At 37.0% G+C, this 16644-nt stretch carries 18 protein-coding genes; 3 read left to right on the top strand and 15 right to left on the bottom strand.

The features are described 5' to 3' along the window. Positions 1 to 212 precede the first annotated feature (212 nt). Complete coding sequence (locus Q7J67_07220; protein ID MDO9465070.1) at positions 213 to 1100, top strand: amidohydrolase family protein; 888 nt, start codon at positions 213 to 215, stop codon at positions 1098 to 1100. Positions 1101 to 1317: 217 nt separating this feature from the next. Here Q7J67_07220 and Q7J67_07215 read toward each other — a convergent pair whose 3' ends face one another. Further along, on the bottom strand, positions 1318 to 1725 hold the full coding sequence (locus Q7J67_07215; protein MDO9465069.1) for a 4Fe-4S binding protein: 408 nt from the start codon (positions 1723 to 1725) through the stop codon (positions 1318 to 1320). Positions 1726 to 1727: 2 nt separating this feature from the next. Then, the gene (locus Q7J67_07210; GenBank protein ID MDO9465068.1) at positions 1728 to 2891 is read right to left on the bottom strand and encodes a homocysteine biosynthesis protein; all 1164 of its coding nucleotides are present in this window, start codon (positions 2889 to 2891) and stop codon (positions 1728 to 1730) included. Positions 2892 to 2994: 103 nt separating this feature from the next. Here Q7J67_07210 and thiE point away from each other — a divergent pair, with 103 nt between their 5' ends. Both thiE and Q7J67_07200 read left to right on the top strand, forming a co-directional pair. Next, positions 2995 to 3636 carry a thiamine phosphate synthase gene (thiE, locus tag Q7J67_07205; GenBank protein ID MDO9465067.1) on the top strand — a complete coding sequence of 214 codons (642 nt, stop codon included), beginning with the start codon at positions 2995 to 2997 and terminating at the stop codon, positions 3634 to 3636. Beyond that, entirely contained in the window at positions 3637 to 4431 is a 795-nt protein-coding gene (locus Q7J67_07200; GenBank protein MDO9465066.1) for a peptidase MA family metallohydrolase, read from the top strand. It abuts the gene before it with no gap. An 8-nt stretch (positions 4432 to 4439) separates the two neighbouring features. Here Q7J67_07200 and Q7J67_07195 read toward each other — a convergent pair whose 3' ends face one another. The 13 genes from Q7J67_07195 to tsaE form a co-directional block, all read right to left on the bottom strand. After that, positions 4440 to 6029, bottom strand: a complete 1590-nt coding sequence (locus Q7J67_07195; GenBank protein ID MDO9465065.1) for a peptide-binding protein — start codon at positions 6027 to 6029, stop codon at positions 4440 to 4442. Between the two features lie 17 nt (positions 6030 to 6046). After that, a complete protein-coding gene (secG, locus tag Q7J67_07190; protein MDO9465064.1) occupies positions 6047 to 6370 on the bottom strand; it encodes a preprotein translocase subunit SecG in 324 nt (107 codons plus the stop codon). A gap of 4 nt (positions 6371 to 6374) precedes the next feature. Beyond that, complete coding sequence (locus tag Q7J67_07185) at positions 6375 to 7562, bottom strand: phosphoglycerate kinase (protein MDO9465063.1); 1188 nt, start codon at positions 7560 to 7562, stop codon at positions 6375 to 6377. Positions 7563 to 7567: 5 nt separating this feature from the next. After that, positions 7568 to 8572: a type I glyceraldehyde-3-phosphate dehydrogenase gene (gene gap / locus Q7J67_07180; protein MDO9465062.1), complete on the bottom strand. Its 1005-nt coding sequence runs from the start codon at positions 8570 to 8572 to the stop codon at positions 7568 to 7570. 100 nt (positions 8573 to 8672) lie between these two features. Further along, positions 8673 to 9491: an alpha/beta hydrolase gene (locus Q7J67_07175; GenBank protein ID MDO9465061.1), complete on the bottom strand. Its 819-nt coding sequence runs from the start codon at positions 9489 to 9491 to the stop codon at positions 8673 to 8675. A 21-nt stretch (positions 9492 to 9512) separates the two neighbouring features. Then, positions 9513 to 10391, bottom strand: a complete 879-nt coding sequence (locus Q7J67_07170; protein ID MDO9465060.1) for a lysophospholipid acyltransferase family protein — start codon at positions 10389 to 10391, stop codon at positions 9513 to 9515. Next, positions 10388 to 11512: a glycosyltransferase gene (locus Q7J67_07165; GenBank protein ID MDO9465059.1), complete on the bottom strand. Its 1125-nt coding sequence runs from the start codon at positions 11510 to 11512 to the stop codon at positions 10388 to 10390. The genes Q7J67_07170 and Q7J67_07165 overlap by 4 nt, the downstream gene beginning before the upstream one ends. Then, positions 11499 to 12203, bottom strand: a complete 705-nt coding sequence (locus Q7J67_07160; GenBank protein ID MDO9465058.1) for a DapH/DapD/GlmU-related protein — start codon at positions 12201 to 12203, stop codon at positions 11499 to 11501. The genes Q7J67_07165 and Q7J67_07160 overlap by 14 nt, the downstream gene beginning before the upstream one ends. Before the next feature lie 2 nt (positions 12204 to 12205). Then, positions 12206 to 13006, bottom strand: coding sequence for a PIG-L family deacetylase (locus tag Q7J67_07155; GenBank protein ID MDO9465057.1), 801 nt, complete (start codon positions 13004 to 13006; stop codon positions 12206 to 12208). Further along, entirely contained in the window at positions 13003 to 14145 is a 1143-nt protein-coding gene (gene alr, locus Q7J67_07150) for an alanine racemase (GenBank protein MDO9465056.1), read from the bottom strand. The genes Q7J67_07155 and alr overlap by 4 nt, the downstream gene beginning before the upstream one ends. 2 nt (positions 14146 to 14147) lie before the next feature. Then, entirely contained in the window at positions 14148 to 15326 is a 1179-nt protein-coding gene (locus Q7J67_07145) for an NADP-dependent malic enzyme (protein ID MDO9465055.1), read from the bottom strand. Then, entirely contained in the window at positions 15310 to 16008 is a 699-nt protein-coding gene (gene tsaB / locus Q7J67_07140) for a tRNA (adenosine(37)-N6)-threonylcarbamoyltransferase complex dimerization subunit type 1 TsaB (protein ID MDO9465054.1), read from the bottom strand. Before tsaB ends, Q7J67_07145 begins: the two co-directional genes overlap by 17 nt. Position 16009: 1 nt before the next feature. Then, positions 16010 to 16468 carry a tRNA (adenosine(37)-N6)-threonylcarbamoyltransferase complex ATPase subunit type 1 TsaE gene (gene tsaE, locus Q7J67_07135; GenBank protein MDO9465053.1) on the bottom strand — a complete coding sequence of 153 codons (459 nt, stop codon included), beginning with the start codon at positions 16466 to 16468 and terminating at the stop codon, positions 16010 to 16012. Positions 16469 to 16644: the final 176 nt, after the last annotated feature.

Genomic DNA, 16644 nt, shown 5'->3' with positions numbered 1-16644 from the left:
AGCTGTAACAAATTGGCTGATTGAGTACAATTTTAATCGCCCTCATCAAGCGCTTGATTATTTAACACCCATGAGATATATTGAGAATCACAATGAGAATCTTAAACAAAAAGTGTTACCTATGTGCCCAGCCAGCACATTGCATAGACATCTAACCTCATATATGCTACACCTTATTGAATCACTTATTTTGAGAAAATAGGAGACAGACTATGTTTATTGACGTTCATTTGCATACTACGAGGAAAAAATCTCTTCCAAGAAATGAAAAAGGGGATAATTATGCGTCTCCAGAGGAGTTGATAGAAATGATGGACAGGGCAGGGGTTGATAAGGGAATTCTCCTGCCTGGAGTAAATCCTGAGTGCAGAAAGCAATTTTCAACAGTGGAGGATATCATGGATGTTTGCGAAAAATATCCTGACAGATTCATTCCTTTCTGTAATATTGACCCGCGGGCTGAAAAAAACAGTCCTGACGCTGATCTCTCACGCCAACTGCTTTTTTACAAGGAAAAAGGATGCAAAGGAGTCGGAGAAGTATGTGCGAACCTATATTTTGATGACCTTCTTGTCCAGAACTTATTTAAACACTGTCAAAAAAGCCAAATGCCTCTTCTTTTCCACATCGCTCCTCAAAAAGGGAATTGCTACGGTCTTATAGATAATCTGCATCTGCCGCGTTTGGAAAAGTCCTTGAAAGACTTCCCTGATTTGATATTTATCGGGCATTCTCAACCCTTCTGGTCAGAGATCAGCGGAGATGTAACGAATGAAAATAGAAATACCTATCCGGAAGGAAAGGTTACCTCAGGAGGCACAGTTCCCAGACTTATGAAAGAATATCCAAATCTATATGGAGATATATCTGCAGGCAGTGGTTATAATGCCTTAACCCGTGACCCAGAATTTGGATATGCATTTATTGAGAAATTTCAGGATAAGCTTTTCTTTGGAACAGATATTTGCTCTCCAACAAACGACCATCGTCATGCAGAATTTTTGAGAAACGCTTATAAGGAAGGAAATATTTCAAAAGAGGCATTTAAGAAAATAAGCTGGCAGAATGTGAACAGAGTTCTAAAGTTAGGAATTGAATAAAGATTTATTTAATTCCTTTACTCTTGGAAACAATATACCCGCCAATCAAGAGTACAGAACCTGATATTAACTGCCCTGTTGTAAGAATCTCGCCAAAAATAAAGTAGGAAAAAATTGCTGTTAAAAGAGGCGATATCAGGAGTATGCTTGAAGCCAAAGCGATACCAGTTGCACGAATTGCAAAGTAATATATTGAATGTGCAAGACCTTAGCTAAATTAAATTACGATTTCAATTGCTTGATATGGGCAGGCAGGAATACAAAGTTCACACGCTATACACTTTTGCTTATCAAATGATACTTTCATTGTATCTCTGTTTAAGAATATAGCATTTGTAGGACAATGCGGTATGCAAGCAGTGCAGTGGACACATTTGCTTTCGTGCCATTTAATGTCCTGTGCAAGCGGCTGAATATCTATATTTAACTCAGCCAGATAATTCATGCCGGTTTCCAGCTCTTTTTTCCTGCCGCTTATTTCTACTACTAATCTCCCCTGCTCCTGTGGAGTAACTCTGGCTCTGAGTATGTTTATCATCAAATTGTAATCCTTGACAAGATGATATACGACCGGCTGGCTGACTATTTCGTGTGGGAAAGTTAAAACAACCCTTTTCTTAATCATCCTTATTCTCCCGAAGAAAGAGATTTAACCGGCTTTGTCAGTTCAAATCTCCCCTTTTTAATCCTACGTTTAAGAATTTCTGCTATTTCTCTTGCCTTCTTATAGCTTGACAATGCACCTGTAGGAACTTGTTTTCCTTCTATCTCTATATATCCATCTCTTAACTGCTTATAATTAACCTCGCCATAGCTTTTGTTGACTCCATTAGGATAGTCCTTACTATAATCCACGATTTGAGTATAAATATCCTCATCCTTTACAGCTGTATATTTAACTATATCCTCGCTTAAAATAGGGATTGGAATGCCTATGCCAATGGTTAAAGTTACCCCATACCCTGTAATACTTGTGCCTTTCAGCCATTCCGGAGACATCCCTTTTAAATCTCCAACTACAGCAATAGTTCCTGCTGGAGCTCTTACCACACCATTAGGACCTCTTTTAACATACGGATTATGCTGGGTTCCCTCCCAATAAACATATCCCTCTCCTCCTCCAAGAAATATTCTTGTACCTATGCCAATAGTCTTATAAAAAGGGTCGTTTAGTAAAGGGCTTAATTGTCCGGCGCTGCAGTAATTCGCATTGCCAATGTTCGGCTTTAGAATTCCCATATAGGTGTATATGTTTCTGTCAGAATATTTATTTATTGCAACATTGTAATTTTGATATGCATTTCTTGGGTTTGTTAAAATAGCCTGGTTTACACTTTTTATGTCTATTACGGTTTCAATCTCTTTCTTTGGATAACAATCCGTTCCATAAGATATTGCTTTGAGTTTTATATGCTTGCCGGCAACTAAATCCTCTATTACATGTCCTCCTCCATATTTGAAGTTGCCCGGAAATACTTTATTTAATAAATCTTCATCAGGAAGTTCTGTTACTCCAAGATAAATATCAGCAGCGGCAAGCCCAGCATATGTATTAATGCCATTTAACCATACTTTCTGAGCTTTTATCTTTGGTTTTGAATTTTTAAAATTAATAAAAGCACCTGAGGAACACATTGGAGCAAATGTGCCTGTTGTTACAACATCTACTTCTTTTGCAGCTTTTTTTATGCCTTTTTCTTCAACTATATCAATAATCTCCTCAGCAGTTACAACTACTGCTTCGCCTTTTCTTATCCTTTCATTTATTTCTTCATAGGTCTTCACTTTAATCTCCCTAATCAATTACACAACACAAGCAATTTTATCAAATGTAATTTAAAAACACCAGATAAAATGCTTGATATGCATATTACTTATGATTTAATATAATCAGATGAAACCTAATCTAAAAAATATATTCTCCGGTCAAATTTATGGCATCACTTGTTTTGAAACAAGTTGTGGAAGAGGAAACGAATATGTGGTTAGCGAGATGCTTAAAGCCGGGATTAGAATTATTCAATACAGAGAAAAATTTCGCACAAAGAAAATTAAATATGAAGAATGTTGCTGGTTGAGGAAGATTACTCAAAAATACAATGCTCTATTTATCATTAATGATGATGTTGAGCTTGCTATTCTTTGTGAGGCAGATGGTATCCATATTGGGCAGGATGATCTTCCTCTCAAAGAGGTCCGTAAGTTGCTTAATTCAAATCAGTTTATCGGTCTTTCCACACATAACCCAAAGCAAGCCAAAGAAGCGCTGAGAACAGGAGCAGATTATATAGGAGTTGGGCCAATTTATAATACACAAACTAAAAAAATCACAGCTCAAGCAGTAGGACTTGAGTATATAAGATATGTATCTAAGAACATCCATCTTCCTTTTGTTGCAATAGGAGGAATTAAAGAGCATAACATAGCTAAAGTAATAAAAGCTGGTGCTCGCTGCGTGAGTTTAGTTACTGAGATCACAGAAGCTCGCAATATTCAGCAAAAGATAAAGAATATTCAAAAGTATCTGGAACAATAAATGACAAACGGTATAGGCACAAAGAAGCTTTGGCATTTGACATTATTTTTTGCACTTATACTTTTTCTTTTTTTAGGGTGTAATATACTAGCTGAAGACTGGAAAATCTATAAATCCGATCATTTTTCAGTATATTATGAAGAGGATTTAAGTTTTACTCAGCGCGTTGGGTACAAAGCAGAAGAATATTATAAGCAGTTAGACAGAAGCGTGGGCTTTACCAGATTTGGGAAATTCTGGACATTTGATAAAAGATGCAAGATATACGTATATGCAAATAAGAAGAATTATCTAGAAAACAACGACATTCCATCCTGGTCAGCAGGATTTGCCAATTATGATAAAAGAGAGATAGTAAGCTATAAAGAGTCAGAAAATTTTTTAATTTCTCTTCTGCCACATGAAATGACACATCTTATTTTAGCCGATTTTATAGAGAAGAATATTCCTCTGTGGTTCAATGAAGGACTGGCTGTGAGTATGGAGCTAACAAGCAAGTCAGGATATATAAGTGCAATAAAGGAAGAATTAAAAAAAGACGCCTGTCTTTCCATTTATGAAGTGCTTGATAAAACTGGTTATCCCGAAGATGAAGAAAAAGTCTTACTTTTCTATAGCATATCCTATTCTCTTGTAGATTTTTTGAGGAGCAAAGGCCAGTATAGATTTACTAATCTCTGCAGAGCTTTGCGTGATGGAAAGAGTTTTGAAGATGCGCTTAGAAGCAGTTATCAATTTGACTTTGAAAATCTAGAACGTCTTGATGAGAAGTGGCAGGAGCATATAAAAAAATAGAATTTGTCCTATTGCGTATATTTCTGCAGATGCTTCGGAACATACCATTTTATAAAATCGTAGCCTATTCCGATCGGAGAGACTTCTATACCTTTAAAGCGTGTATGAACAACCGGAAGCGAATCAGGCACATATAAAAATGTATATGCCTGGTCTTCAGCTAAAACCTCGTGGATCCTATGATAAATCTGTCTCCTTTTCTCTATTTCAAATTCCTTTCTTCCATCGTCCAGGAGCTTATCTACCTCTGGATTATTATAGGAAATAAAGTTAAATTCTTTCTCTTTTGTTTTAGATGAATGCCAGATATCAAAACTATCAGGATCTCTGCCCAGACCCCATGCAAGTAAAATAGTATCAAACCTTTTTTTATAAATGAATTCATTTAGAAAAGAGGCCCATTCAATTATTCTTATATCTACCTTAATACCAACAAGTCTGAGATTCTGCTGTATAATTTCTGCGCATTTCTTTCTCTGTGCATTCCCCTGATTTGTTATAATCTCAAATTCGAACTTTTTTCCATCTTTATCAATCCAGCCATCTCCGTCATGGTCCTCCCACCCGCACAGTTTCAGTATTTCTTTTGCCTTTAGCGGATTATACGGGTATCTTCTCACATGTTTGTTGTATGCCCAGGATTCAGGAGGAAAAGGACCCGTTGAGATCTCTCCTAAGCCTAATAAAACTCCTTTGATAATCTCAGTCTTATTAATTGCATATGTTAAAGCCTGTCTAACAAGTTTATTTTTAAATAACGGGTTTTTAAGGTTGTAACCCAGATAGGTATAACCAAAGCTTGGATATTTATATTTGCTGAAACCAGTTTTAAACCATGTCTTATTAGTCTGATAAGTATATTGAACAGGATTAAGTCCCATCCAATCAACATTCCCAGCGCTAAGTTCAAGAAACATTGTCGCATCGTCTGGAATTATCTGGTAAACATACTTATCTATATATGGTCTGCCTTCAAAGTAGTCGTTGTTTGCCTTAAGAACAATTCTTTGTCCGGTTTTCCATTCTTTAAACTTATATGGTCCTGTTCCTATTGGATGCCGCGCAAAACTACACTTGATTAAATTCTTATCTTTTAGAAGATGCTCAGGCATAATCCACATTCCCCAGCTGGCAAGGGCTGGAGAGAATGGCTCTTTGTAGGTTACCTTGAATGTATAAGGGGCAACAACTTCTGCTTTTTTTATTCGTTCAAAGTCGCCGCTATATGGAGTAGGAACATCTGGATCTGTAAGCTTTTTATATGTAAACATCACATCAGAAGCTGTAAATGGAAAACCATCGTGCCATTTAACGTTTTTCCGCAAATGAAATGTAATAGTGAGTTTATCAGAAGAGACTTCCCATGATTCTGCCAGATCTCCAACCAGTTTTATGTTCTTATCGTACTTAAGAAGTCCATTAAATACCAGCCCTACAATATCCTGAGAAGCACCGTCTGAAGCCAGTATTGGGATAAGCGTTGAAGCATCCCCTATTGAGCCTGCAATTATTGCATCGCCATATGCAGGTTCGCCAGAGATTGAGTGTGTATTTATAAATAAAAAAAATACCGCAAGAAGCGGTAATATATTCTTCATAGTATAATCTCTATAACTTACTTCTCTGTTTCTTTATCAACGGCTTCTTCTTTTACAGCTTCAGCTTCTACCTGCTTTATACCTTCCTTTTTCACTATGGAAGTACCGCTGTAATGAGAAATCCACATAAAGCTCAAGGAGATGGACGTGAGAACAAAGATTATAGCCATTGCTGTGGTGAGCTTTGTCATAAATGTCTCAGAACTTGTTCCAAATAGAGATTGAGTACCTGCTCCGCCAAACATACTGGCAATATCTGCTCCTTTTCCCACCTGAAGGAGAACAATTAAAATCAGACTTACACAGGCTATAATATGGATTACACTTATAAACGTAAACATAAAATTATTTATCCGTTAATGCAGCAATGCCCGGGAGCTCAATGCCTGCAAGATATTCAAGAGATGCGCCTCCGCCGGTAGATATATGGCTGATCTTATCTGCCACACCTGCCTTATTTACAGCTGCTATGGAATCTCCGCCTCCAACGACAGTATATGCGTCTACTTTAGCAAGCTCTTTGGCAATAGCAATAGTGCCCTTTGCAAATTTATCTATCTCAAAAACGCCCACCGGCCCATTCCAAAAAACAGTTTTTGAAAGCCCAATTTCAGTTTTGTACTCTTCGATTGCCTGAGGTCCTATATCAACCCCTATCCAGCCTGCGGGAACTGCTCCTCTTTCAGTTATTATTGTTTGTGCATCTTCAGAGATTTCCTGAACTATTACATGGTCTAAAGGGGTATGTAATTCCGCACGTGCTTTACGCATTTTTGTTATTATTTCTTTTGCAACGTCTATTTTGCTTTCATCTACAAGAGAGTTTCCAACTGTCCAGTTTTTTGCCTTGCAAAAGGTGTATGCTACCCCGCCTCCGAGCAGCAAAGTATCTATTTTGTCAATAAGTCTTTCCATAACCGGTATTTTGTCAGCAAGTTTAGCCCCACCCATAATGAGAGTAAAAGGCCTCTCAGGATTCTCTGTTAACTTGCTTAAAGCTTTTATTTCCTTTTCCATCAGAAAGCCGCATGCAGCCTTGTTGACAAACATTGCCACTCCGACTGTTGAGGCGTGTGCGCGATGAGCAGTTCCAAAAGCATCGTTAACATAAATATCTGCCAGCTTTGCCATAGACTGAGAGAAGTTTGCATCATTCTTTTCTTCTTCTTTATGAAAGCGCGTATTTTCAAGAAGTAATACTTCGCCGATTTTCAACTTGTCTACTTCTTTTTCAACTTCAGAACCAACACAATCATTCAGCTTGGTAACTTTTATCCCTAATAATTCCCCCAGCCTTATACCTACGGGAGTTAATCTCATTTTCTCAATTATGTTCCCCTTTGGACGGCCTAAATGAGAAACAAGTATTAACTTTGCTCTCTTTTCTATTAAATACTTAATACTCGGTAAAGCTGCTTTGATGCGAGTGTCATCTGTTATATTACAGTTACCATCCAGAGGAACATTAAAATCCACCCTCATTAAAACTTTTTTATCTTTGACTTCTATATCTCTTAAAGACAATTTGCTCATATTTTTTACTGCCTTGAAATTATGTACTCAGCTAAATCAACAACTCTGTTTGAATAACCCCATTCATTATCATACCATGCAAGAACTTTAACCATATTACTCTCTATAACTTTTGTACACAGTGCGTCTACAATCGAGGATTTGCTGTTTCCATTAAAATCCTTTGATACTAAAGGTTCATCGCAGTATTCGAGATATTTGCTCAACCCATTCTCTGCTGCATTCTTTAAAGCGGCATTTACCTCTTCTGCACTTGTTTTTTTCTCCGTATTCGCAACAAGATCAACCAGAGACACATTTTGCGTTGGAACTCTGATAGCCATTCCGTCCACTTTGCCTTTTAATTCAGGGATAACGAGCGCAACAGCCTTTGCGGCTCCTGTTGTTGTTGGAATCATTGATACAGCCGCTGATCTTGCTCTTCTTAAATCCTTATGCGGGAAATCAAGTAAAACCTGATCACTTGTATATGAATGAATTGTTGTCATCAGTCCCTTTGTTATACCGAAATTATCCATCAAAACCTTTGCAACCGGAGCCAGACAATTCGTAGTGCAGGAGGCGTTTGAAATAATATGATGTGAAGAAGGATCGTATTTATTCTCATTTACTCCCAATACAATTGTTATATCCTCGTTTGTTGCCGGAGCTGATATAATTACTTTCTTTGCTCCTGCCTGAATGTGGGCGCTTGCTTGTGCCTTGTCTCTGAACCTTCCCGTTGATTCAACAACAATTTCCACGCCAAGAGCTTTCCATGGCAGCTGAGACGGGTCTTTCTGAGCAATAACTTTTATTTCTTTACCATTAATAACTATTGCATCGTCCTTAGCTTCCACAGTGCCGTTAAATATTCCAAAAGTGGAATCATATTTGAAAAGATGCGCTAATGTTTTTGCATCTGTAAGGTCATTTACCGCTACAAATTCCAGGTTATTTGAACCTAAACCTGCCTTTAAAACCAATCTTCCAATCCTTCCAAATCCATTGATTCCAACCTTTGTTGCCATTGACACTCCCCCTTTACGTTGATTAGCTTTTGAGTGCGATTATTAATTTAGACTCGATTATACAAAATTAAATATCAAACTTCAACAGGTTTCACCGTCCTTATTTCAAATTTTTCTTGATGAAGTTTTTTATTGCCTCCTCATATTCTTTACCCATTATTATAAAGCCATCATTATGCTCTCCGCTCATTTTATAAAACTGTTTAGGGAAAAGAGCCGTCTTAAAGAGTTTCTCGCCATGGGGAAAAGGTATTATCTCATCCTCCTCTGAGTGTATTATAAGCTTTGGAATCTTTATGTTTTTTATTTTTTGAATACTGTCATATTTTATGCTTGCACAGTATTTAATAGGAAGAAATGGATAAAGTTCCTTACCAATATCAATTATAGATGTAAATGCACTTTCTGAAATAAGTAAGCCTTTATTAATTTTTGCCGCAAGGTCAATTGCTATTGAACCTCCTAGAGAACGGCCAAATATAACAATCTTATTCTCGTCCGGCTTTTTCTTTGAAATAAGCCACTTATATGCAGCCATTGCGTCCAGATAAGTGCCTTTTTCTGTTGAGAATCCCCTGCTTTTGCCATAACCCCTGTAATCAAATATAAGAACATTCAAACCAAGATTATGAAATATGTATATACTGTCGAGACGGTCGCTTATATTCCCAGCATTCCCATGGCAAAAAAGGAGAGTTGATATTGCTCCTTCACAAGGAACGTACCAGCCATTCAGCTTAACATGATCATCTGTTTCAAAAAAGATATCTTCAAACTTTAAACCAATACTTTCTGGAGTTCTGCTAATTCCACGAGTAGCATAGTAAATATTCTTCCATTCAAAATACCTGAAATATAGATGCAGAAAACAAATAACAATCAGTGTCCCAATAACATATTTAATAACTTTTGCCCACATTTAGAACACCTCTTATTTGACTTATTTTTTAGGCTGGGTTTTCCAGCGATTATGCAGCCAGAACCACTGGTCAGGATATTGCCTGATATAAGATTCAATAACCTTAGAAAATTGAGCTGTATATTTCTGTATATCACTGTCTGCGCTTTCAGAACTATGCGCATATATAGGATTTCCAATAAGTATTCTGTGGTGTTTCCTCTCTCTTACAATAAAAGCTGGAACAACTGGAGCTCCTGTTCTCAGGGCAAAAACAGCTATTCCTTTTGCAGTAGCTGCAGGTCTTCCAAAGAAATCTACAAAAATCATATCTTTTCTCGTATTTTGGTCCATTAATATAGCAACCAGTTCATTATTACTGAGTGAGCGAAACACCTTTCTAATGGGATCATTCTTCTGAATAACTTTCATTCCAACAAGCCTTCTATACCTGTCAATAGCATTTCCTATTCTTCTATTATCTGAAAGTCTGCCAATTACATTTACAGGATATCCCAAAAGCCCAAAAGCAGCGCCTAAAAGTTCCCAGTTTCCAAAATGCGCACCAAGCAAGATAGCTCCTTTCCCTTTTTTTAGAATGTGGTCTATTTTACATAGCTCAGATGTATCAACAATTCTTCTTATTCTTGTTCCATTCATTCTCGGAAGCTGCAGAAATTCCAGAAGTGTTTTTCCAAGATTTTTATATATTTCCCTTGCTATCTTTTTCAATTCGATATTGCTTTTTTGATTTCCAAAAGCAAACCTAAGATTTTTGAAAACTTGTTTTCGTCTGATTCTGAGTATATAGAATGTAAAATCCCCAAGAATATTGCCTAAAAATAGCATTAGGCTTCTAGGCAGATACCTTACGCACACAGCTACTGTTACCCCCCCCAAATACTGACGGGTATGTCTCATATTTTTTTATCCATCAACTCTTCATAGAGTTTTTCAGTTTTGTGAATCATACGGCTTAAAGAAAAACTTTTGACAGTCTCTTTGGCAGCAAGTCCCATTTTTTTAGTCAATTCTTCATTGCCAGCTAATGTCAGTATCCTATCTGCGAGAACATCCTCATCTCTGGAAGGAACAATAAACCCATTTTCTCCATCAATGATAATCTCCTTGTTGCCGCCCACATCTGTTGCAACAACCGGCTTGATGCAGGCCATTGACTCTAAAACTACGTTTGAGAACCCTTCTCTAATAGACGAAACTACTGAAATGTCTGAGAGGTATAGTATATCTTTTACATCGTCTCTTTTACCTGTAAAGGCAACGTTCTCTTTTATGCCTAATCTTTCCGAGACAGATTCTAAACTATCTTTCATTGGGCCATCTCCAACTATCAGAAACTTTAGGTTTCTCATTCTGGGGATTATCGTTCTTGCTGCTCTTAATAAGTATTCATGTCCCTTTTGCGGATGAAGACGGCCTATAGTTACTATTACTTTATCGCCCTGCAGTAAGCCCAATTCCGTCTTTTTCTTAAAAATCATTTCCTTTGTAGGTATATTACTTTGCCAAAAATCCAAATCCACTCCATTATAGATAACCTCAAACTTATCAGTAGAAATATTAGCATTTTCTACATAAAAGCTTTTAACTGCTTCTGATACTGCAATAATTTTATCGGAGTATGCAGCAAGCCATCTGTCTAGGATTAGCTGCCAGTTGCTTTTCCAACTATCCACATTATGCTCATTTGCAATTATAACAGGCACGCCTGCTAATTTTGCGGCGATTCTCCCTGTGGTGTTGGGTTTATGGCAGTGAGTATGAACTATATCAATGTTTTCTTTCTTCATGATTGAGCACAGTCTATAAATGCAAACAGGATCAAACTTGAATCTGCGCGGGACTATTCGGACTGGAATTCCGGATTGTTCCAGGCAATGCTGCAATTCTCCTGATTTAAAGCTGCATACGATAATTTCATGCCTCTCTTTGTTAAGTTTTGGCAAAAGCGACACCATTCTTTTCTGAACACCACCCACTCCTAGATTTGAAACTATGCGTAATATTCTAATTTTTCGCAAAATTTTCTCTCTTTTTTACTACTTCTATTTCTTGTCTTAACTTTACTATGGTATTTGACTCAAGCATTCCCTTAATTGATGAACAAGGATATATAGTGCAGTTTTTTCCTATTAATGTTCCAGGATTTGTGACTGCATTGCAGCCAATTTTAGTGTTATCTCCTATAATCGCGCCAAAATGTTTCAATCCAGTAAAATATTTTTCCCCATCTATGGTTACAGTGATTTCCTCGCTATCATTCTTATTATTAGAAAGCTTGCATCCTGCTGCCAAATTCACTCCATTTCCAAGTATTGTATCTCCAACATACCCAAAATGAGAGACAGCACTGCCATTTAACATTATAGAATTTTTGATCTCCGATGCATGTCCAATAATGCAGTTATCTTCAATTATACAATTTTCTCTAAGGTATGCTCCATGCCGTATAACTGCATTTTCCCCAATTATAGCTGGTCCCTTTATATAAGCACCTGATTCAACAACTGTACCATTACCTACAAAAACATCTTTACCTATAAATGCATTGCTTTGAACGTGTCCTTTAATCTCGCTCACTAAATTTTTTGCAATCCATTCTTTTATCTTTGGAAAAATCTCCCATACATATTTAATATCTTCAAATAATGGCTCAAGATTTGTATCAGATAAATCAAAGTAATATTCTTTATCATATTTTCCAAAATTCATCGCTAATTCCTTTTTTTATATTCCAAAAATCTCCTTTCCAATGTATTAATATAAGAAATTTTATCTTTTGTTAATATATCTTTGACTTTGTAAAAACCTTCAGCATGCTTGACACCTATCTTCTTTCCCCAGCGAGCTGTTCTCTCTCCAAAATATGTTTTAATCCATTCTACTGCCTGAGAGGCGTGTTGTGAAATAGCTTCATTTTTCTTGTCTATGTAGTTACTTATATCTATAAATATATCTGGGTTAAATTCCGTTATGAATCCCCATGAACCAGGACCCCAGAGATACAAACTACCTAATTTCATCTTTTCTGATGCCTCTTTAAACGCCCTGTATACCAATACAGATGTAGAATGATGATCGGGGTGTATATCATCTGGACTATGAGTTAACACAATCTCCGGTTCATATTTAGCAATCAAGTTAGCTACCTCGATTACACACTCTGGAATGAAAAAAGCTACTGAAATTGGCTCTCGTCCTGGAAGCTTTTTCCATTTGTTAAATATATTAGAATCCTCAATAAAGCTAACAATTTTATTTTTATCATTTGCAATATCAAACTTTTTAAAATTAAGAAATAACGGCATTGCTCCCAAAAACTTTGCTCCTTTTTCTGCTTCCTTTCTTCTTACCTCAATGTTTTCTTTATATCCATGAGAAAATCCCATATCATTCGTTGTAACCACAACATATATTAACTCATACCCTTTAGATTTAAACTTTAATAACGTTCCTCCGCATTGTATCTCTATGTCGTCAGAATGTGCTCCAAAAGCCATAACGCATTTTTTCATGGTTTATCTTTTGACTCCTTATTAATATATACTCTCGGAACTCTTTTACTAATCATACAGAATACTTCATTAGGTATTGTGCCTATTTTTTCTGCAATTTCCTCAGCACTTATTTGCCCCCGTCCCTGCTTGCCAATTAAAACAACTTCATCTCCCACGCATACCTCAGGGATTTTACTCACATCTACTATTGACTGATCCATACAAACTCTTCCCACAATCGGAGCTCTTTTGCCTTTTATCAGCACCTCTCCTTTGTTTGAAAGTAATCTGCTGTATCCATCGCCATATCCAATTGGTATTGCAGCAAGCCTTGCTTTTGACTTTGTTATATGGGTTCTTCCATAGCTGATTGTAGAACCTTGTTTCACATCTTTTATAAAAACAACCCTTGTTTTTAATGTCAAAGCTGGTTCAAGCTTGATGTCATTGGAAACATAAGGTGATGGATATGCTCCATAGAGCATTAAGCCAGGGCGGACCATATCAAAAAAACTGTCATGAATATTTTTAGAGAGAATGGCTCCACTGTTTGCCATATGTTTTATAGGGATTGAGACCCCTGAGGTTTCTAGTTTATCCAGAATATCTTTGAACCGCTTTATTTGAAGCAGACTGAAACTTTTATCAGCTTCATCAGAAGAAGGAAAATGTGTAAATATACCCTCTAAGAACAGGTTTTCTAATTTAGCGAGCTCTTTTACAAAATCTACAGCATGTTCAAAGCATGAACCTATCCGTCCCATCCCGGTATCAATTTTAACATGTACTGCTACTTTATTAGGGAACTCTGTTGCTTTTCTATTCAATGCTTCTGCAAAGTCCATGTCTGCTATAGTTGGACTTATATTATATGAAAGGATGTCCCCTATTTCATATTTAAATGAACAGCCAAGTATTAAAATCGGTATATTTATATCCGCTCTGCGCAGGTGGATAGCTTCTTCAATATTGGCAACACCAAGATAGCTAACTCCGTATTCTGCTGCGGTTTTTGCTGCCTCTGCATCTCCGTGCCCATAAGCATTCGCCTTAACTGCCGCAAGAATTTTTCTATCTTTACCAACTATTTTTCTTATCCGGGCAATGTTATGCCCTATAGCTTTCAGGTTAATCTGTGCAATAGTGCGGTATTTCATATTTACTTCCTTGCAACACCACTGGCCCTAGCTGCTTTTGCAACGGCTTTGGAAACAGCGCTTTTTATTCTTTTATCAAAAGGATTAACAATTATGTAATCGTCATGTAATTCTTTATTTGATATTAAGCTTGATAATGCCTCTGCAGCCGCTATTTTCATATCTTCGTTTATATCTGACGCTCTTACATCCAACGCGCCTCTGAATATTCCTGGAAAAGCAAGTACATTATTAATCTGGTTTGGCAGATCGCTGCGACCTGTTCCAATAATCCTTGCTCCAGCCCGCTTAGCCTCTTCAGGTGCGATTTCAGGAACGGGATTTGACATGGCAAAAACAACTGCCTCTTTATTCATCTTGCTGATCATCTCTCCTGTGACCAGTTCAGGGCCTGATACTCCTATAAAGACATCAGCTCCAACTGTAGCATCTGCCAGAGTTCCTGATAAGTTCTCAGGGTTCGTAATTTTCGAAATCTCCTTCTTTGCAAAATTCATATTGCCTTCTCTGTTTTTGTGTATTATGCCTGCTCTATCGCATATAAGAATATTCCTGCATCCTGCGTTAGTAAGCAACTTTGAGATGGCAATCCCAGCTGCTCCTGCTCCAAGAATAACAACTTTTATTTTGTCTATTTGTCTGCTAACTAATTTTAAGGCATTAAGCAATGCAGCATACACAACAACTGCTGTTCCATGCTGATCATCATGAAATACAGGAATGTCTAGCTCTCTTTTAAGTTTTTCTTCTATGATAAAACATCTTGGGGCTGATATATCCTCAAGATTAATTCCTCCAAAAGCTGGAGAAATTAGTCTCACTGTTTTTACTATTTCATCAGTGTCTTGTGAGTTTATGCATATAGGAAAAGCATCTACCCCTCCAAATTGTTTGAAAAGAACAGCTTTCCCTTCCATAACAGGCAAAGATGCATCTGCTCCAATATTGCCTAAGCCTAAAACAGCGCTTCCATCAGTAACAATAGCTATTGTGTTCCATTTTGAGGTAAGGTCATAAATCTTCTCCCTATTTCTGAAGATTTGCCTGCATGGTTCTGCAACTCCGGGAGTATAGGCAATGCTTAAGTCATGAATGTTGTTTAGTTTAATCTTGCTCTTTATTTCAATCTTACCTTTTAATTTTTTATGAGCCTCAAGGGATTCTTTACTTAATTTTTCCATGCTTTTCCTTCCATTTCATTTCTGCATCCGATAATCTTACATAATTTGGTTTCAAGTCAAAATGACTCAAACCCTTACCTTCTTTTAATATCTTCTCACCCAAAAACGCAATACTCGAAGCGCGTGGAATACCTGAATGAGAAGGACACACAACCGCCAAATCGCCCAATTCTTTTTTTAATGTATTGCAATATAGTGCGCATGCATTGCCGATAAAGATTGTTTTCTTTTTTATTTTCTTAATCAATTCTTCAATCGGAAGGACCATGTCACTAGTCATCTTTTTCATATTTGGTATTTCATAAATCGCTGTATATACTTGCTTTCTTCTTGCGTCTGTGATTACACATACTTGGCCAGTGTATGAATTCATCAGGTTATATGCGATTCCATCCAATGTAGAAACTCCAACTGTTTGAATGTTAAGTGCCACTGCTATTCCTTTTGCTGCACTAATACTTATTCTAATCCCAGTAAAAGACCCTGGTCCTATTGAAACAGCAATAGCTCCTATATCCTTTGGGATTAATTCGACATTTGCAAGAACATGTTTTATCATTGGCATAAGACGCTGTGAATGTGTTTTTGTTATATTCGTTGTGTATTCCGCTATAAGCTGGGAATTCTCCAGTATACACACACTGCAGACATTAGTAGCGGTTTCAATACCAAGTATTCTCATTTTATTTCACTCTTTCCAGTAGATTTTTATATGACACTCCTTTTGCCTGTAAAGTTATTTTTCTCTTATCCTTTCCAGTTACTTCTATGTTTACCATTAGATATTCTTCAGGTAACATCTCAGCTGCCTTATCTGCCCATTCTATTATACATGTTCCGTTTCCATAGATATATTCATCCCAGCCTATGTTGTAAAGCTCTTTTGAATCATTTAATCTATATAGATCAATGTGATAAACAGGAATTCTCCCATCATATTGATTGATTATTGTGTAAGTCGGACTTGTTATATAATCTTCCTTTACTCCAAGTCCTGTGCATAAGCCATTAGCAATAACAGTCTTGCCCGCACCTAGGTTCCCAACCAATGCAATAACATCTCCCTCTTTTAAGAACCTGCCTATTTTTTTACCCAGACACTTTGTTTCTTCTGGATTGTTTGTGGTAACTGCTTTTTTCATGCTCCAAATATTACTCTAATTGGGGTAAAAAGGGAAGAATTAGTTAGAACGGGGTAATGTAAAATATTTTATGCAAAAGTGATTGAAGGATAAAAAGTAAAGGGCTATCCTCTCTCTCCTATGGAAAAAACAAAATCCCCGAAAGCTTTCGGGGAGAAAGGAGAAGAGAGAATGCG

The organism is bacterium (assembly GCA_030652805.1).
Lineage (GTDB): Bacteria > JAHJDO01 > JAHJDO01 > JAHJDO01 > JAHJDO01 > JAHJDO01.
This window is presented reverse-complemented; position numbering and strand designations above follow the sequence as displayed.